Origin of the sequence: Pseudarthrobacter sp. NIBRBAC000502771 (assembly GCF_006517215.1) — a bacterium.
GTDB classification, from domain to species: domain Bacteria; phylum Actinomycetota; class Actinomycetes; order Actinomycetales; family Micrococcaceae; genus Arthrobacter; species Arthrobacter niigatensis.
The window spans coordinates 4198376-4215654 of the sequence record NZ_CP041187.1; the positions used below are offsets into that span (position 1 = coordinate 4198376).

Sequence of the window (17279 nt, forward strand, 5' to 3'; positions counted from 1 at the left end):
GACTACTGCGGGGCCCTGCCATGGTCTACGCCGTTGCGCACTGCGGATTCGCTGCCGTGCTGTGCAGCTGCACAGCACGGCACCATGCTTCCAGAGTTGGCTGCCGGGCGTCCTGTTAGGGCCTTAGCGGGCGGCGAGGACCGCTGAGTAGAGCTCCCGCTTGCTGACGCGGACGTCTTCGGCGACGGCGGCGACCGCCTCCTTCAGCCGGATGCCCTGGGCCACCAGTTCGTTGACCGCCGCCACATGGTCTTCCGGGGTGCCTGCCGCCTGTTCGGGGGCGCCGCCCAGGACCACGGCAATCTCGCCGCGGACCTCGTTGTCCTCGGCCCACTGGAGGAGTTCGCCCACCGTGCCGCGGATGACTTCCTCATAGGTTTTCGTCAGTTCGCGGCACACTGCGATCCGGCGGTCCGGGCCGAACCTTTCCCGCAGGGCCCGCAGCATTGCCTCGAGCCGGTGCGGGGCCTCGAAGAACACCATGGTGCGCCGCTCCCCCGCCAGGTCAGCCAGGCGGGAGGCCCGCTCGCCTGCCTTGCGGGGCAGGAATCCTTCGAAGCAGAACCGGTCCGTGGGCAGGCCGGAGAGCGCCAAGGCGGTGAGCACGGCGGATGGCCCAGGAACAGCGGTGACGGGGAGTCCGGCTGCGATGGCCCCCTCCACCAACCGGAACCCGGGGTCCGAGACCGCAGGCATCCCTGCGTCGGTCACCATCACCAGCGTGCTGCCTGCACGTACCTGGTCCAGCAGCTCGGCGGTCCGGGTGGCCTCGTTGTGCTCGTGGTAGCTGATGATGCGGCCGGCAACCGCGACACCCAGGCTTTGGACCAGGCGGTGGAGGCGCCGGGTATCCTCGGCCGCCACGATGTCCGCCGTTCCCAGCAGTTCCACCAGCCGGGCGGAGGCATCGCCCGTGTTCCCGATGGGAGTGGCGGCAAGGACAATCCGCCCCGCCGTCGCAGGGCCGGGCTCGGGAAGGGTGCTGGGGTTCGGGTCCACCCACCAAGCCTACTGCTGCCGGGTCTTCCAGCCGCAAAAGGTAGCATGGGGCTCGTGACGCAGACCTCGACGCGGCCCGCCGGGGCCGGGAAACCCAGCCCGGCGGCATCCTCCACCGGAACCGGCGCCACTGCGGAAGAGACGGCCGGGACGACTTCCCGGGCCTGGATCAGCCGGCCGGACGAAGCGTTCACCGTCGAAGCGCTCAAGGCGAGGCTCATCGGCACCGCCACCTCGTGGCGCGACTATCCGGCATCACTCCGGCTCTGGTTCATCCTGGTTCCGGGCCTCACGGCGGTAGTCGCCGGCCTCCTCCGCTTCGTCCGCCTGGAAGTGCCGCACAAGCTGGTCTTCGACGAGACGTACTACGTCAAGGATGCCTACTCCTACCTCATCAGCGGTTACGAACGCAGCTGGCCGGACAAGGCCAACGATTCCTTTAACGCCGGAAATCCGGACGTCCTGCTGAACACCCCCGAATACGTGGTCCACCCGCCGGTGGGCAAATGGATGATCGCGGCCGGCATGTGGCTCTTTGGGCCGGAGAACCCCTTTGGCTGGCGCTTCGCGGCGGCCCTCACGGGCACCCTGACCGTGCTGCTGGTCTCACTGATCGCCCTGAAACTGTTCCGCTCGCTTCCACTGGCCGGCGCCGCAGGGCTGCTCCTCGCCGTCGACGGCCACCACCTGGTCATGTCCCGCACCTCCCTGCTGGATGTCTTCCTCACGTTCTGGATCCTCGCCGCCTTTGGGGCACTGCTGATGGACCGCGATGACGGGCGCCGCCGCCTGGCCCACCGGCTGGCCCGCGCCGCTGCCGCGAACGGCGGCCAGCCCCCGGCCGCGGCGCTGCTGGCCGGACCATGGCTGGGCGTGCGCTGGTGGCGGGTTGCCGCCGGGGTCTGCATGGGACTGGCCGTGGGAACAAAATGGTCGGGCCTGTTCTTCCTGGCCGGGTTCGGCATCCTCACGGTGCTGTGGGACCTCAATGCCAGGCGTGTGGCGGGCATCCGCGGCTGGATCAGCGGCGGAGCTATCCGGGACGGGATCCCGGCCTTCCTGGGGATGGTCCCCGTGGCAGGGATCGTCTACTCGGCCACCTGGACAGGCTGGTTCCTGTCGGACAACGCCTACTTCCGCCATTGGGCGGAAAGCAACCCGGCGGCGGAATGGAGCTGGCTCCCGGACTCCGTACGGTCCCTGATCCACTACCACCTGGAAGCGTACAAATTCCATCAGGGCCTGAGCTCCGAGCACCCCTACCAGGCCAGCGCCTGGAGTTGGCTGGTGATGGGGCGGCCCACGTCTTTCTTCTATGAGTCCCCGCCCCAGGGCACCCCCGGCTGCAATGTGGAGAAATGCACCTCTGCCATCCTGTCCGTGGGAAACCCGCTGGTCTGGTGGCCAGCCGCCATTGCCCTGCTGGTCCTGCTGTTCTGGTGGGCCGGACGCCGGGACTGGCGTGCCGGGGCGGTGCTCGCCGGAGTCGCCGCGGGCTACCTGCCGTGGTTCATGTATCCCGAGCGGACCATGTTCTACTTCTACGCGGTGTCCTTCGAACCCTTCCTGGTCCTTGCCCTGGTATATTGCCTCGGCCTGGTCCTGGGCCGGTCCTCGGATCCCCCGTGGCGCCGGCGCTCGGGACTGTACCTGGTGGTGCTGTTCCTGGCGGCGGCAGTCCTGCTGTCGGCATTTTTCTACCCGATCTGGACCGCCGAAGTGATCCCGTACGTCGACTGGAAGGTGCGGATGTGGATGCCATCCTGGATCTAGGGCAGGATGGCAAGGGAGACCTGAAGGAGCCGCTGCCGCGGCGTGGCAGCGGAAACGGAGACCTGCTGTGAGAGAAGCGAGCACGGAACTGCTGGTTGAGCTTGACGCCAACAGCAACGTGACTGACCTGCTGCTGGAGCAGCACGCCGCCAACCCGGCCCACGCCCTGTACCGGCGGAAGGGGCCCAACGGCTGGGTGGACATTTCCGCGCAGAAATTCCTGCAGGACGTCAGCGCCCTGGCCAAAGGCCTGATCGCCGGCGGCCTGGAGCCCGGCGACACCGTGGCGGTCATGTCCCGAACTTCCTATGAGTGGACTCTGGTGGACTTTGCCATCTGGTTTGCCGGCGGCGTCACCGTACCTATCTACGAAACGTCCTCCGCAAGCCAGGTGCAGTGGATCATCCAGGACGCAGGAGTCCGCCGCGTGTTCGCCGGCGACCGCGCCATTGTACAGCTCGTCAGCGGCGTGGTGGCAGGTTCCGCCGAGCTCAGCGACCGCCTGGTCAACGTGGTGCGGATGGATTACGACGGCGAGGCCCCGGACCTTGCCAGCCTCGCCGCTGCGGGCACGGGCGTCAGCGACGCCGAGCTGGAGCGCCAGCGGAGCCGCGCAGGGCTGGCCGATCTCGCCTCGCTCGTCTACACCTCCGGCACCACGGGCAAACCCAAGGGGTGCGAGATCACGCACGGTAACTTCGCCCTGGTGGCCAGGAACATCGTTGCGTTCCTGCCGGAAATCCTGCAGAAGGACCAGGCCCGCACCCTGATGTTCCTGCCGCTGGCCCACGTGCTGGCCCGGGCCGTCCAGGTGGTGTGCCTCGCAGCGGGGGCAACCCTGGGGCACACCCCTGGCGCGGCGCAGCTCCTGGAAGACCTTGGGTCGTTCCGGCCCACTTTCCTGCTGGTGGTGCCCCGCATCTTCGAAAAGGTCCGGGCGACGGCCGCGCACAAGGCCGCCGTCGCAGGCAGGGGAAAGTTGTTCGATGCCGCGGCGGCCGCCGCCATCGGGTACTCCCGGGAACAGGACCGGCAGAGCCGGGGCGACGGTCCGGGCCCCGGCCTGCTCAGCAGGGCCCGGCACGCCGTGTATGACCGCCTGGTGTATCCCCGCCTGCGCCAGGCTTTGGGCGGAGAGGTTGGATACACCGTCTCCGGCGCCAGCCCCCTGGCCTCCGATGACGCACACTTCTTCCGCGGCGCAGGCATTCCCGTCCTCGAAGGTTACGGGCTGACCGAAACCACAGCGCCCTGCACAGCCAACACCCCGTCCCGGACCAAAGTGGGAACAGTGGGGATCCCCGTGCCCGGGACCACCATCCGGGTGGCCGAGGACGGCGAAATCCTGGTCAAGGGAATTGGCGTGTTCAAGGGCTACCACAACAACCCGGCAGCCAATGCTGAATCGTTCGTGGACGGGTTCTTCCGCACCGGTGACCTGGGCGCACTGGACAAGGACGGCTTTTTGACCATCACGGGCAGGAAGAAAGACCTGCTGGTGACCGCCGGCGGCAAGAACGTAGCGCCTGGACCCCTGGAGGAGAAGATCCGCACCCACCAGCTGGTAGGCCACGCGGTGGTGGTGGGCGACGGCAAGCCCTTCATCTCAGCCCTGCTGACCCTGGACCCGGAAGGGGTTGCCAACTGGCGGTTAGAGCGGGGCCTGCCCCCGCTCCCCCTCACGGAAGCTGCCGGTGACCCCCTGATACTGGCCGCCCTCCAGGAGGCGGTGGACCTTGCGAACCGGACGGTGTCAAAGGCCGAGTCGGTGCGGACCTTCAGGCTGCTCGACGCCGAGTTCACTGTGGAGTCCGGGCACCTGACGCCGTCGCTCAAATTGAAGCGGTCCGCCGTGGTGACGGAGTACCAGGCGGAAATCGCCAAAATTTACGGCTGATCCACCAATTCCTGCTCCGCCAACGCCTCCCGGGCCTCCGGCGCAACGCCGCGGCGGCGCCGGGTGGGCCACGTGAGCACCAGCGTCACGAGGGACGCCAGGAGAACCAGGCCCGCAATGGCGATGCCGGCGTCGATCCAGAACTGGCTCGGGAACAGCCTGATCAGCGTGTCGTCCAGGCTGAAGGTCCAGGACCCGTCGGCAAAGAAGACGCGGTGGAATTCGGTGAAGAACTGCTGCCAGCCCAGGGCCGCCAGTGTGCCCAGGCCCAGGATCAGGACCAGCGTGATGATGGAGCCTGCGAAGAGCCCTCGCCGGACCCCGCCGGTGCTGCGCCTGCGCAGGTACAGGATGGCGATCAACGCCAGGAGCAGCAGCAGCGCACCCGCGCCGACGGTGGAGAGGATGACGGCCTTGACGTCAGCCATGTGGCTGACTTCGCCGTCCTTGAAGAGCTTTTCCCCGCTCCGCTGCACCAGGTCGCCCAGGTACCTGGGGCCGGCCCAGTTGAGGAGGTAATCCACGGCGTAGGAGCCGTAGGTCATCCTGTCGTCGGTGCTGAATCCGTAGCCGTCGCCCGGGAACCCTGGACGGTTGTACTCCACCCAAAGGAAGAGCGGGGTGGTGACCGCACGGACGGCCACGATCAGGAGGATGAACGGGTAGATGATCGCGAGCAGGACCTGCATGAAGCGCGGCGCCACAGGCTTGGCGTTCGCTGCGCTTTCACGCTGGGCGTTGCGGCGCTCCACTTCCTCTTCGGGGGACGGACGTGGAGCGCAGAAGTAGGAAGGGGTTCCTTGAACACCGGCGAACCGGGGCTGCCGGCCGGCTCATCCGCTGAAGAGGCGGCAGCCGACGATGCGGCGCCCGGACGTCCGGCTGTGTTGCTTCCGGGAGCGGAGGATTCGACGGCGGCTTCGGCGGCCTTGCGGTGGGCCCGGGTTTCCGGCTGCGGGGTTTTGCCCTTTGCCGCAGGTTCCTGGCGGGCCGCCTTGTCCATGCCGGCTTCTTCCCCACCAAGCTTGTCCCCGCGGGGCTCTTCCCCACTGTTCGTGTCCGCGTCAGCAGGCGTCAGCCAGGAGAACGCGGGCTCGTCGGAATCCCCGGACGTATCCAGCAAAGGCTCCGGCTGCGGCGCAGCGCTTTTGGCGCGGACCGGTGTTTCGTCATTCACAGCAGCGTCACTTCCGTTGGGTTCCGCGCCGGTTCCATTCCGCCGACGCGATTCATTCTGCTGACGAGCCTACCGTCCGGAACTTCCGCTGGGCGAGGAACCACCCCGGCTGGATTACAACGATTCAGGCAGCGATTTCCGTGTACCCGGCATCTTCCCGGCGGAGGTCTCCGCGTTCCCCCGCGAGGAAAGCGCGCCTGCCCCACACCAGGACGTATGTCCAGTACGCCCCGAGGACCGCCGCGCCAATGCCTATCCGGGCCCAGGCAGGGAGCGGGCTGGGGGTGACAAACCCTTCCACCAGCCCCGAGACGAACAGGACCAGGACCAGTCCAAGGGCCACCGTTACCAGCGACCTGCCTTCTTCGGCCACCGCCCGTCCCCTGGTCTGCGGACCAGGCGAGACCATGGCCCAAAAGATCCGCAGTCCCGCCGCAGAGGCGACAAACACGGCGGTCAGCTCCATCAGCCCATGAGGCAGGATGTAGCTGAAAAAAATGTCGGACTTACCAGCGGCGGCGAAGATTCCGGCAGCAACGCCCACTCCCTGGGCATTCCCGAACAGGATCATCGGTACCCAGACCCCGGTGATCCCCAGGGCCACGGCCTGTGCGCTGATCCACGCGTTGTTGGTCCACACTGCGCCGGCAAAGGACGCTGCCGGGTTTTCCGAGTAGTAGTTGATGAAGTCCTGGTCCACGTACTGGGCGGCCGCGGTCTCGGACGCCACGGCCCTGAGGGCGTCCGGCGACGTCCCGATCCAGGCCGCGTACGCGGCGGCGATGAGCACGAAAGCCGTTCCGCACGCCAGGGTGAGCCACGTGAGCCGGTACAGCGCGGCGGGCAGCGCCACCACAAAGAACCTGGCGAGGTCGGCCATCGCGTTGGACCGCGCCCCGGTAAAGCGTGTCCTCGCCTGCGCCAAGGTGGCAGAGAGGGAAGCGGACAGGCCACCCTCCGGGGCCATGGAGCGGACCAGCGACAGGTGGCCGGACGCTGATTGGTACAAGGTCAACAGCTCGTCCGACTCGGCGCCGGTGAGCCTCCGCTTGCCCGCAAGCTCCTGCAGCCGCGCCCACTTGTCCGCATTAACGGCGGCGAAGGCATCCATGTCCACGGCTACAGCCTAGCGGCCGCACTAGACTTTGACCGTCCGCACCGTCGGATGGTCCACATCATCAGCCGCGGAGGGAAAGGACGCAGTATGAGCCAGATCATCACCGGCGAGGCCGTGGTCCTCGAGCTTCGGCCCGCGGGCTTTGCGGCCCGGGCACTGGGCCTGGCCATCGACGCCGTTTTCCACGTGGTCCTGCTCGTGCTGATCATGCTTGGCCTGGCCGCCGCCGGCAGGGACCTGGACGGCGCGGCCGCGCGCGCCCTTGGCCTGGCCGCCGTCGTCTTCTGCCTGGTGGTGGTGCCCGTGGGAATCGAAACCCTGACCCGGGGCCGGTCGCTGGGGAAACTGGCCACGGGTCTGCGGGTGGTGCGTGAGGACGGCGGTGCCATCCGGTTCCGGCATGCCGTGATCCGGGGCCTCACCGGATTCCTTGAAATCTACCTGACGTTCGGGGGGCTTGCCCTCGCCGTCGCACTCTTCAACGACAAATCCAAGCGGCTCGGCGACCTGCTCGCCGGCACGTACGCCGTGCGAAGCAGGGTTCATGCAGAAGCGGCCCTCCGGGTTTTCGTGCCGCCCTACCTTCAGGCGTGGGCGGCCGCGGCGGACATCGGGCGGATCCCTGACGCCACGGCGCGCAGGGCTGCCCAGTTCATCCGCCAGGCGGGCCGGATGGCTCCGCTTTCGAGGGCCGGCATGGCGCAGGCGATCGCCGGGGAACTGTCAGCCCATGTGGCCCCGCCGCCACCGCCGGGGACGGGCCCGGATGACTACCTGGCCGCCGTCGTCGCTGAACGACGGAACAGGGAGTTCACCAGGTTGTCCCAGTCACGCCGGCGGAACACGGAGATGGGACAGCGGCTGCAACGGTTGCCGTTCGCCGAGTGACTCAGTTGTCGTACTCACTCCACGGAATGTTCCAGTCGCCATATCCGTCGGTGTTCGCCGCGTAGTCACCCTCCGTGTTGATGATCTGGACGACGTCGCCGGTTCCCATATTGTCGAACACCCAGGCTGCCCCGTCCGGAAGGAACCCGATGCAGCCGTGGGACACATTCGCGTTGCCGATATACGGATAAGCGGACTCCAGTGCCTGGTGGATGTAGGCCCCGCTGAGGGTCAGGCGGATGGTGTATTCGACGTCGGCCTCACCGTAGTACGCGGGATCGTCCGGCTTCAGGCCGATACTTGCCGCCCTGAAGTGGTCAAAGCGGTTTTTCTCCATGAGCACGGCATATCCCTTGGCGGAGGGGAAGCGTTTGTCCCCCATGCTCACGGGCAGCGTCTTGACGGGCTGGTCGTTGACGCTCAGCGTGAACGTGTGGGCCGTGGCGTCCGCGATGGCCACCTTCTTGTCCCCAATATTGACGTTGACTTTCTTATTGAAGTTGGCGATCTGGCCGTTTCCAAGGTCGACGCCGAAGAGCTGCATGTCCATGGTGACGGTGGAGTTCGCCGCCCAGAAGTTCTCGGGACGGTACCGGACCATGGTGTCGCTGTACCAGTGGAACGCCCCGGTCTGTCCCGCCGTGGTGGTGATCTTGATGGCCTTTTCCACGGCGGCGCGGTTGGTCACCGGCTCGCTGAAGATGATCTGGAGGGGCTGGCCGACGCCCACCTTCATGCCATTCAGGGGGTAGATGGCGGCATCCGCCTCATGTGAGCTGGAGACGGTGTTGAAGGACTGGGTGGTGCTGGTCTCCCGCCCTGCACTGTCCTTGACAACATAGGTGTAGCTGTACCCGGTGTTGAATTCCAGAGGCGCGGTAGCGGACCATGAGGTCCCGCCGGCGTCGATGCTTCCGTCGATGCTCTTCCCCGCGATGCTGGCCAGGGTGACGCGCTGAATGGTCCCGTTGCCCACCTTCAGGGAAACCGGCGCGGCGGGGTTGACCTGCTTGGCGCCGTCGGCGGGTGCGGCGTCGACCTTTACCGGCGGGACAACGGGCGATGCGATGCCCGGGGATGTGCGCAGCGCGGAGCCTGCTTCCGATTCAAGGGGCCCGCCTGCGAGTCCGGGAGCGACGGCGGCAAAAACCCCGCCCACGGCAGCCAGGATACAAACGGCAGCCACGGCAATGATTTTCTTGGCAGTCCCCCGGCGGCGGGGCTTTACATCAGGCTCCATGTTTTCGATCCTACGTGCAGAAAATAACGGGCCCGGGCACGTTGCGCGCCCGGGCCCTTACGTCTCAGTAACGATAGTGCTCGGGCTTGTAGGGGCCTGCGACGTCAATGTCCATGTATTCCGCCTGGTCCTTGCTCAGCTCAGTGAGTTCAACTCCCAGTGCGTCAAGGTGCAGCCGGGCCACCTTCTCGTCAAGGACCTTGGGCAGGACATAGACCTTGTTGTCGTACTCGTGATGGTCCCGCTTGGTCCACAGTTCGATCTGGGCAATGGTCTGGTTGGCGAACGAGTTGCTCATGACGAACGACGGGTGGCCGGTGGCGTTGCCGAGGTTGAGCAGCCTGCCTTCGGAGAGGACGATGATGGAGCGCTCGGCATCCTGTCCCTCATCGAAGACCCACTCGTGGACCTGCGGCTTGATCTCAACCTTCTTCACGCCGGGGATCCGGGCAAGGCCCGCGATGTCGATTTCGTTGTCGAAGTGGCCGATGTTGCCCACGATGGCCTTGTTCTTCATGCCGGCCATGTGCTCGGCGAGGATGACGTCCTTGTTGCCGGTGGTGGTGATGAAGATATCGCCCTGCGCCAGGACCGACTCCAGCCTGGCCACCTGGTAGCCGTCCATGGCTGCCTGCAGTGCGCAGATGGGGTCGATCTCGGTGACGATCACGCGCGAGCCCTGGCCGCGAAGAGCCTCGGCGGCGCCCTTTCCGACGTCGCCATAGCCGCAGACGACGGCGACCTTGCCGCCCATGAGCACGTCCGTGGCCCGGTTGATGCCGTCGGGCAGGGAGTGGCGGATGCCGTACTTGTTGTCGAACTTGCTCTTGGTCACCGAGTCGTTGACGTTGATGGCGGGGAAGAGCAGTTTGCCCTGGTCTGCGAGCTGGTAGAGGCGGTGGACGCCGGTGGTGGTTTCTTCGCTGACGCCCCTGATCGTGGCGGCGGTGCGGGTCCACTTCTGCGGGTCTGCAGCCAGGGAGCGGCGCAGAACGTCAAGGAAGATACCGTATTCCTCCGAGTCCTCGGGGTCTGTGGAGGGAACAGTGCCCACGGCTTCAAACTCCACGCCCTTGTGCACCAGCATGGTGGCGTCGCCGCCGTCGTCCAGGATCATGTTGGGGCCAAGCTCGGGGTTGGCCTCGGCGCCCGGCCAGGTGAGGATCTGTTCGGCGGTCCACCAGTATTCCTCAAGGGTCTCGCCCTTCCAGGCGAACACGGGCACGCCCTGGGGATCCTCGACGGTGCCCTTGCCCACCACCACGGCTGCGGCGGCTTCGTCCTGGGTGGAGAAGATGTTGCAGGACGCCCACCGGACCTCGGCGCCCAGCGCAGTGAGGGTCTCGATCAGGACAGCGGTCTGGACCGTCATGTGCAGGGAGCCGGCAATCCGTGCGCCCTTGAGCGGCTGGGAGGCCCCGAACTCCTCGCGGAGGGACATCAGGCCCGGCATCTCGTGCTCGGCAAGGCGGATCTGGTGCCGGCCGGCTTCGGCCAGGGAGATGTCGGCAACTTTGTAGTCAAAAGTCATGGGTGGTCCTTTGCTTGGTCCGGGTCCTGGTCCAGTCCCCGTGCTGCTGTGTTTGTGCGTGCGGAGGCAGGTGAACTAGAGCCCTGCCGCAGCGGGATCATGCTGGTCCGAACCTGCGGAGGCGGCTGCCGCCAGCAGCTCCGGAGGCAGCAGCAAAGGGATCCCGTCCTCGATGGCGTACCGGTTCCTGATGCCCGTGTCCCCGGCGGCGGTGCCCACCAGTTCGTCCCCCTCCTGCACCAGGGGCGAGCCGGTCACGGGGCAACGCAGGACGGACAACAGCTCGGGACTGATCTTTGGCATTTGTTCATGCTCCCCTGGCGGGCGCGCTCGCGCCGGTGGCGGAAAAGATGTGCAGGTTCCAGCCTACCGCCAGATGGGGTTCAGGACGGTTCCCGAAGGACCCGCAGGTGTCCACGGCGTGCGCCTTCGGTGCCGGCTGGCGCTTCCAGGGCGGAGTGGTGTGCCCGCTGGGCGGGCGCCTGCGGCTCCGCGGGGAGGGCGGCGGCGTCGCGGACGGCGTTGGCAAGGGCCAGCAGGTCGTCGGGACCAGGTTGTTGCGGGGTGGACGGCATGGCCAGCCGCAGTACTTCCCAGCCGCGGGGAACTGTCAACGAATCAGCGTGCTGCTCGCAGAGGTCGTAGCAGTGCGGTTCGGCGTAGGTGGCCAGCGGACCCAGGACGGCGGTGGAGTCGGCATACACGTACGTCAGGGTGGCTACCGCCGACTGGCGGCAGGCAGACCTTGAACATTGACGGATAGCTCCCACGACATCACAGACTACCCCTTCGCCGGCGAAAAGCCGCGCATTGCCGCTCCGGCCGACGCGCCCGCGGGGCACAGCGGATGTATCGCGTAAATCCTCCCCCGGGTTTACAGTCGATGTATGCAGTCATCGAACCATGAATCAGGTTTTTCGGTCCGGTTGGCTGACCCGGATGCCACCGCGGCGATGGGTGCGGAAACCAGTGGCAGGAGCTTCTCCCGGCGGCGCCGGAACCGCCACGGGCGCGGCCTCCGCGGCGAGGTGATGCTGCCAACCCATCCCGGCTACCGGACCCGCGCCGACCGCTTTGACGACATGGTGCTGGACTCGGCCCAGCGGCTGCACGACATCTGGGGCAAGACGCTGGACGGCGTGCGGTTCGGCGTGGACGAAATCCCGCCGGAGCTGGAACAGTTGGCGGCGACTGCGTCCACCCCGCCCATGGGCTCCTACACGCCGGCCGCGGACGGGGACGGCCCCACGATTACGGTGTACCGGCGGGTGGTGGAGCAGGCGTGCTCCAGCGTCGAAGAACTCCAGGACCTGGTCCACGACGTGGTGGTGGAACACACGGCGGAGATGCTTGGCGTGGCGCCGGAAACTTTGGACCCGGTTTACCGCCGCCGCTACTGAGGAGCCGGCCCGCACGGCGGGCTGCCTGAGTCGCCTTTACTAGTAGCCCAGGCTGACCGGGACGGTTTCCTGCCCGGCTGCAGCGGCCAGGAAGGCCAGGGAGGAAACGTCGTTGCGGCCTTCCTGCCCCACGAGCACCGAACCGTAGGCGGCATCCCCGGACGCCGACACCACGTAGCCAACGACGTCGGCCCCGCCGGCCTGGTCGGGAATGCTGATGGAGGCTGTGGTTCCCCCGGCGATGTCCGCAGTGGCCGCGGCGCGTACCTTTCCATCGGCTGTGATGGGCGAATACGTGATAGTGGCCCTGGAGTCCAGGACGCCGAACACCAGCTGGCGTTGGCCGCCCTTGGGAACCGGGACCACGTGCTGGCTGCCCAGCCGAACGGCTGATGCTGCCCAGGCCACATCCGAGGGCTGACCGGCCTGGAGGCCGCGGGTCATCCGGGCGGCGGCAAGGAAGGAGACGTCGGAAGAGGCAGCAACCGTGTACTGGCCGGCGGGTACCCCTGCCAGGGAAACCTCAGTTGTTGAACCGGCCTTTGCGGTGATGACGCCGCCGGACGGAAGCGCGTGCTGGCCGTCGCGTCCGTACAGCTTGATCTCCACCACGGCGTCAGAAGCGCCGGGCACCGTCAGTTCCAGGGCGGGGCCTGCATCCCGGTAGCCGGGCTGTGCCGTCAGGGAAGCCAGCCCGGCAGGGTCCTGGATATCCACTCCCGTCATCACCTGGCGTACCCCTGGGGCAGTCCCCGGGCTGATGTAGTCCACGCCGCCGGGAGTGAGTCCGCGCAGGAAGCTCTGTTGGATGGAGGCTGCGACCGGTCCACCGGCGCTGCGGACGTGGACGCTGAGCTGGGACTCGTTGGGGGCGAGCCCGGCGAGGACCACGCTGCGGGTGGTGCCGGGGGCAACCAGCAGGCCACGGCTGCCGGGCGCCTGGATCTGGCCGCGGCCCCCGAACAATTCGAGGCTCACGGTAGCTGGTGTGCTGGAGGCGTTGGTCAGGGCGAGCACGGAGGTGCGGCCCACCGTGGTACTGGCACCAGCAAGCCACTGGTCATTCGAAGGTTGCCCGCAGGTTGCGGCAGCACTGCTCTGCAGGTCACCGTCTGTGGCTGTATATTTCATGGCCCCGGCGGCCGACGCGTTCTGGTTCGCGACGGCGTTGGCACTCACGACGTTCACCTGGTCCACAGTCCGGTCTGCCACCACTCCGGCGAGGAGTTCCTGCGGGGCTGCGGCAGTCGGGGCTGGCCCCGGATCCTTGGCAATTTCGACGGCGGCCGTTCCGTCCAGGTGCGCCAGCCGGCTGCCAGGCAGCACGCCGCCGGCGCTGAGCACTGCGGCGCTGACCCTGGTTGCGGCCGTGGCCGACTCCGGCCGGAACTGGGCGTCCGTCCCCGCGTCCGTGCCTTCCAGCAACCGCGCAGGGCCGGGGCATACGCCGAGGCTGGCCCCCGCAGGGACGGCTGCTTTGGCTGCTGGCACTGTGCGGCTGGATGCAGGTTCCGCCACCAGCGATCCAGCCGTGACCACGGCCCCGGCGCCGGCGAGGATCAGCACGCCTGCGGCCACCCCGGCGATCGAGGCCGCCCGGCCTTTCCCGCCCGGCAGCCGCGTAGCGCCGCGGCCGGGGCCTCTCGGCCCCTTCCCGGTTCTGTGCACGCCCGCGCTGGGTTTGCCGCCAAGACCGGGCTCTTCTGTTGCCGCCGCCTGCCCGCCGGCCAGGGGCTGCCCAGCAGCGTCCGGCGTCCCGGTCTCCGGTGTCCCGGTCCCTGGCGTGCCGGTGTGCGGGATTCCGGTGTCCCGGATTCCGGCGTCGGCGTTGGCATTGGCCTTGCCGGCAGGTGGGGTGTGCTCATGCATGTTGGTGTTCCTTACGCAGGGAGCCCTCGTCCCGTGAGAGGCCGGTCCGTGGCCGCCGGGCCGGCATGGGGATTGCCAGGATGACGGTCAGCCCGATCACCGTGATTTGACCGGCTGCAGCCCAAAGGGACCAAGGGTTCTCGTAGCGGACCGTCAGTTGGCCGGCGGACGCAGGCAGGGTGAAGGCCTGTGACCAGCCTGAGGTGGTGGAGGTCAGTTTCCGGCCGTCGAGCCAGGCTGTCCAACCGGGATCGGCACGCTCGGCGAGGACCACCAGCCGGCCCTCCGGCCCGGCGGACACGGCGGTATCGACGCCTTCAGCATTTGATGCCACCAATGCCGTGGCCGTACCGCCTGCGTCGACAATACGGACCCGGTGGGCCACATCAGCGGCCTGGGTGCCGCGCTGGTTCAGGGGGCTGATGCGCCACAGCCAACCGACGTCAGTCTGTCCCACGGCCACCAGGCCCGGGACTGCGTCCATGCGGCTTGCGGTCAGCTGGGCTGCGGTGTCGGCGGAGCGCAGGACCACGAAGCCGACGCCGAGTTGTTCGAGGTCGGAACGGGGGTCCACGCCCTGCCCGGCCACCATGGTGGCCACAACGCGGCGGACGGCTGCGGTGACGTCGTCGTCGTCGCGTATTTCTTCGGAACCGGGTCCGCCAATGATGTTCCTGGCGGAGGCGATGGCCGAGAGGCTGTCCAGCGTGGTGCCTGCCCCGCGCATGAGCGAGGCGTTGAAGGTCCCGTCGTCACCGGTGCCGAGGAGGAGGGTCCGCGTTTGCTCGGGTCCGGTACCGCGGTCAACAGCGGTGGCGGGAAGGGAGCGGCCGGTGGCAGCCTCCACGAGCCGCGGAATGCCCAGCGCTCCCCCGTCCGCCGAAGCGGTAGGGGTTGTGCCGGCTGCAGGGCCCTGCGCTGCCGGTGCGGCAGCTGCCGGGGTGGCCGGACGCAGCAGGTTCTGCGCGGACCAGGCGGCCATCCCTGCCAGCGGGCCAGCCAGCACCAGCACCAGGGCAACGGCCAGGCCGGCGCGGGCCGCAGTCCTGGTTCCCGCCCCGGCACCGGAGGTCCGGTCCGCAGCGGCCAGGAGCTGCTCCCAACCGAGCAGTGCCGCTGCAAGGAGGGCAAAGGAAGCAGCGGACACGGCAGGTCCGGGGAACGGCGCCACGATGACATCCGAGTTCAGTCCCGTGGCAACGTGGCCCGCGAACCAGCCGCTGGCCAGGGCGATGATCGCCGCGGTCCAGAACCACCTGGCAGTCCGCGCCCGGCGTCCTGCGCTGAAGATTCCCACGACGGCAAGGACCAGCACCGGCCCGGCAATGAGCACGGCGAGCAGCAGGGCCCATGGCACCGGGCCGCCCGCGAAGGCCGACAGTCCATGGAGGCCACCGGCGGGGTTGAACGACAGGGGTTGGCCCATGAACTGCTGCCACAGAGGCGCTGCCTCGAATCCCAGCGGGAGGCCCGGGTCTGCCAGGAGCGCGCGTGGCCTGTCGAGGGTGGACAGCGCGAACGGGACGAACAGGGCCGCGCTGGGCAGCAGGGCCCACCACACGGTCCGTCCGCGCCGTCCCAGCAGGACGCCGCACAGCACGATGACCAGGGTCGCGGGAAGAAGAAGGGAGGGCGCCGAGGCGGTGGTGACCGCCAGCGCCAGGCCCGCAGCAGCAGCGGCCGTCCACGACGGCACACCGTTGATGCCCGCCTTCGCCGGGAGTTGCTCACCGGCCGGGTAGCCGGGCGCCGTAGTGGCGCCGAACCGTCCGTGGCCAATGGCCGAACCCGTGGCCCGCAGCAGGCCCAGGACCACCAGCGGCAGCATGATGTGGGCAATCAGGGCACCTGCCCGGCCCTGGTTCAGCGCGGCCTGGAGTGCCGGCGCCGCAGCCCAGAAGAGGGCGGCTGCGAAACGGAGCCGCCGGCGTTCGGTGACTCCGCCAGCGGCGAACCACGCGGTGAGTCCGGACAGCGGGGCACCGAGCAGGAGCAGCCAGGCCATGGCAGCGTTGGCATCGCCTCCGCCCGCGAGGCCGATAATCCAGAGGACGTAGTCAAAGGGATCGCCGCGGCCGGGAAGGCCCGCTCCGAGGCTGATCCACCAGCTGGAGGCGTTGTGCCAGATATCCCCGAGGCCTGCGGAGACCGGGATCAGGGCACCGCCGGAGACGGCGGCGGCACGGAACAGTCCTGCCAGCGCCAGCAGCGAGGCCACTGACGCGATGATGACGGCGGCCAGGGCGCCATTGCCCACCCAGCCGCGCTTGCTGGTGGCCAGGGCCGCGAAGTCGTCCGCGGCGTCGCCGGTGGGCTGGTGTGCGAGCGGGTCCTGGACAAGGTGGTCCGCGCCTGACCCGTCCGATCCCAGCGCCTCCATCAATGACCGGCGGTGGCTCCACACCTCCCGGCGGGGCGTCTGGAGCTTGCGGATGACCGACCGGCGGATGCGCCGCGTGCGTTTGGCCGCCCTGCGGGCCTTGGCCACGGCCCGGGGCCTGCCCAGCGCCGCGCAGGTGGCGAGGAGCTGGGAAATGCCATGTCCGGGATCTTTGACGACGATGCTCAGGAGCAGCTTGAAGAGGCTGCCGAGCAACGCGCCGATGCCGTGGACGGGCACCATCCAGAGCGGGCTGTGCTTCAGGCGGAGGTGGACCTGCGCTTTTCGGGCGGCTGACGGGTTCCCCAGGGCATGGGGCCGGTGCGCCACGTGGAACATCCGGGCCGCAGGAACCACTACTACGCGGTGGCCGGCAAGTCGGTTCCGCCAGCAGAAGTCGACGTCGTCTCCGCTGCCCGGCAGTGCGGGGTCGAAGCCGCCCAACTCTTCCCAGACATCCCGCCGCACCAGCATGCCGGCGGAATTCACCGCGAACGTGTCCGTGCGGCCGTCGTACTGGCCCTGGTCCATCTCGTCCGCGTCGATGAGGGTAAGCCTCTCGGCCCAGCGGCTGGTGGAAAGACCCACATCCATCAATTTCCGCGGCGAATGCCAGTCCAGCTGCTTGCAGCCCGCGACCGTAACAGATGGGGCCCGCTCCACGGCGCCCAGGAGTTCCGCGAGGGCTTCCGGCGCCGGCGCCGCGTCGTCGTGCAGGAGCCAGATCCACTCCGTCCGGCCGGAACCGGCATCTCCATCGAAGGGCACGAGCGCTGCCAGCGCTGCGGAGACAGCGGAACCCATGCCGCCCTTGCCCCGCGAATGGCTGACAACGGCGGCCTCCCCCAAGGCCCGGCTGAGGAGGCTGTAGGAATCGTCGCCGGAGCCAGCGTCAACGCCGACAGCGCGGTCAACCAGGCGCGTTTGGGCGGCCAGTGCCGAAAGGGTTCTGGGCAGATAGGCACTGCCGTTGTGGGCAACCACAACGGCAGTGACATGGACATCCTG

General features: G+C 68.1%; 12 protein-coding genes and 1 pseudogene. 4 read left to right on the forward strand and 9 right to left on the reverse strand.

Going from position 1 to position 17279, the window contains the following annotated elements; translation table 11 throughout:
• Nucleotides 1-123: 123 nt before the first annotated feature.
• Entirely contained in the window at nucleotides 124-999 is an 876-nt protein-coding gene (gene rsmI / locus NIBR502771_RS19450; RefSeq protein WP_141161150.1) for a 16S rRNA (cytidine(1402)-2'-O)-methyltransferase, read from the reverse strand.
• A gap of 45 nt (nucleotides 1000-1044) precedes the next feature.
• Here rsmI and NIBR502771_RS19455 point away from each other — a divergent pair, with 45 nt between their 5' ends.
• Together NIBR502771_RS19455 and NIBR502771_RS19460 are read left to right on the forward strand one after the other, a co-directional pair.
• A complete protein-coding gene (locus NIBR502771_RS19455) occupies nucleotides 1045-2772 on the forward strand; it encodes a dolichyl-phosphate-mannose--protein mannosyltransferase (protein ID WP_141161151.1) in 1728 nt (575 codons plus the stop codon).
• Nucleotides 2773-2839: 67 nt separating this feature from the next.
• Entirely contained in the window at nucleotides 2840-4669 is a 1830-nt protein-coding gene (locus NIBR502771_RS19460) for a long-chain fatty acid--CoA ligase (protein ID WP_141161152.1), read from the forward strand.
• Here NIBR502771_RS19460 and NIBR502771_RS19465 read toward each other — a convergent pair.
• A pseudogene (locus tag NIBR502771_RS19465) lies at nucleotides 4660-5846 on the reverse strand (TIGR01906 family membrane protein). The gene NIBR502771_RS19460 and the pseudogene NIBR502771_RS19465 overlap by 10 nt on opposite strands.
• Nucleotides 5847-5970: 124 nt before the next feature.
• Entirely contained in the window at nucleotides 5971-6963 is a 993-nt protein-coding gene (locus NIBR502771_RS19470) for a stage II sporulation protein M (protein WP_210411262.1), read from the reverse strand.
• Nucleotides 6964-7050: 87 nt separating this feature from the next.
• On the opposite strand from NIBR502771_RS19470, the gene NIBR502771_RS19475 reads away from it, so the two are divergent.
• Nucleotides 7051-7851, forward strand: coding sequence for an RDD family protein (locus NIBR502771_RS19475; protein WP_141161153.1), 801 nt, complete (start codon nucleotides 7051-7053; stop codon nucleotides 7849-7851).
• Nucleotide 7852: 1 nt separating this feature from the next.
• Here the strand turns inward: NIBR502771_RS19475 and NIBR502771_RS19480 are convergent, their stop codons facing one another.
• From NIBR502771_RS19480 to NIBR502771_RS19495, 4 genes are all read right to left on the reverse strand, one after another.
• Nucleotides 7853-9091 (reverse strand): Ig-like domain-containing protein, encoded by a 1239-nt coding sequence (locus tag NIBR502771_RS19480; protein ID WP_141161154.1) that lies wholly within the window; start codon nucleotides 9089-9091, stop codon nucleotides 7853-7855.
• Nucleotides 9092-9155: 64 nt separating this feature from the next.
• Nucleotides 9156-10622, reverse strand: a complete 1467-nt coding sequence (ahcY, locus tag NIBR502771_RS19485) for an adenosylhomocysteinase (protein WP_141161155.1) — start codon at nucleotides 10620-10622, stop codon at nucleotides 9156-9158.
• Nucleotides 10623-10697: 75 nt separating this feature from the next.
• Nucleotides 10698-10925, reverse strand: coding sequence for a Trm112 family protein (locus NIBR502771_RS19490; protein ID WP_141161156.1), 228 nt, complete (start codon nucleotides 10923-10925; stop codon nucleotides 10698-10700).
• 80 nt (nucleotides 10926-11005) lie between these two features.
• The gene (locus NIBR502771_RS19495) at nucleotides 11006-11392 is read right to left on the reverse strand and encodes a DUF3499 domain-containing protein (RefSeq protein WP_141161157.1); all 387 of its coding nucleotides are present in this window, start codon (nucleotides 11390-11392) and stop codon (nucleotides 11006-11008) included.
• A 117-nt stretch (nucleotides 11393-11509) separates the two neighbouring features.
• Between NIBR502771_RS19495 and NIBR502771_RS19500 the strand changes: the two genes are divergently transcribed.
• Nucleotides 11510-12022, forward strand: coding sequence for a metallopeptidase family protein (locus tag NIBR502771_RS19500; protein ID WP_141161158.1), 513 nt, complete (start codon nucleotides 11510-11512; stop codon nucleotides 12020-12022).
• A 39-nt stretch (nucleotides 12023-12061) separates the two neighbouring features.
• On the opposite strand, the gene NIBR502771_RS19505 is transcribed toward NIBR502771_RS19500, so the two are convergent.
• Both NIBR502771_RS19505 and NIBR502771_RS19510 read right to left on the reverse strand, forming a co-directional pair.
• Entirely contained in the window at nucleotides 12062-13891 is a 1830-nt protein-coding gene (locus NIBR502771_RS19505; protein WP_246839744.1) for a DUF5719 family protein, read from the reverse strand.
• Nucleotides 13884-17255, reverse strand: coding sequence for a glycosyltransferase (locus tag NIBR502771_RS19510; RefSeq protein ID WP_141161159.1), 3372 nt, complete (start codon nucleotides 17253-17255; stop codon nucleotides 13884-13886). Before NIBR502771_RS19510 ends, NIBR502771_RS19505 begins: the two co-directional genes overlap by 8 nt.
• Nucleotides 17256-17279: the final 24 nt, after the last annotated feature.

Bases quoted from the DNA above. Each gene is read 5' to 3' on its own strand.
- NIBR502771_RS19480 (WP_141161154.1), bottom strand. From the start codon at position 9,091: ATGGAGCCTGATGTAAAGCCCCGCCGCCGGGGGACTGCCAAGAAAATC.
- NIBR502771_RS19455 (WP_141161151.1), top strand. From the start codon at position 1,045: ATGGGGCTCGTGACGCAGACCTCGACGCGGCCCGCCGGGGCCGGGAAA.
- NIBR502771_RS19505 (WP_246839744.1), bottom strand. From the start codon at position 13,891: ATGCATGAGCACACCCCACCTGCCGGCAAGGCCAATGCCAACGCCGAC.
- NIBR502771_RS19500 (WP_141161158.1), top strand. From the start codon at position 11,510: ATGCAGTCATCGAACCATGAATCAGGTTTTTCGGTCCGGTTGGCTGAC.
- ahcY (WP_141161155.1), bottom strand. From the start codon at position 10,622: ATGACTTTTGACTACAAAGTTGCCGACATCTCCCTGGCCGAAGCCGGC.
- NIBR502771_RS19490 (WP_141161156.1), bottom strand. From the start codon at position 10,925: ATGCCAAAGATCAGTCCCGAGCTGTTGTCCGTCCTGCGTTGCCCCGTG.
- NIBR502771_RS19475 (WP_141161153.1), top strand. From the start codon at position 7,051: ATGAGCCAGATCATCACCGGCGAGGCCGTGGTCCTCGAGCTTCGGCCC.